1 protein-coding gene and 1 pseudogene are annotated in these 1,251 nt (G+C 46.3%); one reads left to right on the top strand and one right to left on the bottom strand.

Features of this window, described 5'->3' with window-relative positions; translation table 11 throughout:
* Positions 1-172 precede the first annotated feature (172 nt).
* Positions 173-1,162: a GTP 3',8-cyclase MoaA gene (gene moaA, locus ACTIE0_RS24505; protein ID WP_008052103.1), complete on the top strand. Its 990-nt coding sequence runs from the start codon at positions 173-175 to the stop codon at positions 1,160-1,162.
* 22 nt (positions 1,163-1,184) lie between these two features.
* On the opposite strand, the pseudogene ACTIE0_RS24510 reads toward moaA, so the two are convergent.
* Positions 1,185-1,251 (bottom strand): annotated as a pseudogene (locus ACTIE0_RS24510) (zinc ribbon domain-containing protein); the annotation flags it as partial.

Genomic DNA, 1,251 nt, shown 5'->3' on the forward strand with positions numbered 1-1,251 from the left:
GTTACCTTAACGGGTAATAGTGCTATCGTCGCATTGTCAGGCAATAGCCGGATAAATGTCGCGTAAATGTATCAGCCAATCCAATTTTCTGTTCTGAAGCGCCAGCGTTCGTTTCCGGTGTTAGCATCTAGGGCGTAGAGCAAGGTCAAATTTAAAAGTTAGCAAAAACCAGATGAATAATGTTGTTGATTATCTTCGAGTGAGCCTAATAGATCGGTGTAACTTTCGATGCCAGTATTGTATGCCGGAGGGTGCGGAAATTGACTATATCCTAGAGATGAACTTACTGACCAACGGGGAACTGCTGAAACTGCTGAGGGAAGTTTTTATCCCGGTGGGGTTCACTAGGTTTCGTCTAACGGGGGGTGAACCGTTGCTGCGTCCTGGGGTAACGGAATTAGTGTCAAAAATCGCGGGATTTCCAGAAACGGAGGATCTATCAATGACGACTAATGGTTTTTTGCTATCCCCGATGGCAGAATCTCTTTACCAGGCAGGTTTAAGGCGGATTAATATTAGCTTAGACTCTCTAGATCCTGAGATTTTTAATCAAATTATTGGTAATCGTGGGCGCGATCGCTGGCGACAGGTTTGGGATGGAATTCAATCGGCTTATCGGGTAGGGTTCAACCCACTGAAGCTGAATGTGGTGGTAATTCCGGGGGTAAATGACCATGAAATCCTAGATTTAGCGGGGTTAACGATAGACCGAGATTGGCACGTTCGGTTTATCGAATTTATGCCTATTGGCAATGGCCAGTTATTTGGCGATCGCGGTTGGGTAGCTTCGGAAACGTTGAGAGAGCAAATTCGGGGTCGTTGGGGTTTAGCAGAATCCCAGGTGCGAGGGAACGGACCCGCAGATGTTTTTAAAATTCCGGGCGCTAAGGGAACCCTAGGATTTATCAGCCAAATGTCGGAATGTTTTTGCGATCGCTGTAACCGAATGCGCCTATCAGCGGATGGTTGGTTAAGGCCTTGTTTACTCAACGAAACAGGTCAGATCGACCTCAAAACGGCTTTGCGGTCGGGTGTTACGGTGGAGGACCTACAAAAACAGGTTAGGGATTTACTAGGTATAAAACCGGAAATCAATTTTAAGGACAGGGACACAGGAACCCCCAACGGATACAGCCGCACGATGTCGCAAATTGGTGGTTAATGGAATTGATATTCTGATACATTTACGCGACATTTTTCCGGTTGTTCCCGGACAATGCAACGATAGCACTATTACCCGTTAAGGTAACA

The organism is Limnospira sp., assembly GCF_051859755.1.
Lineage (GTDB): Bacteria > Cyanobacteriota > Cyanobacteriia > Cyanobacteriales > Microcoleaceae > Limnospira > Limnospira fusiformis.

Bases quoted from the DNA above. Each gene is read 5' to 3' on its own strand.
- moaA (WP_008052103.1), top strand. From the start codon at position 173: ATGAATAATGTTGTTGATTATCTTCGAGTGAGCCTAATAGATCGGTGT.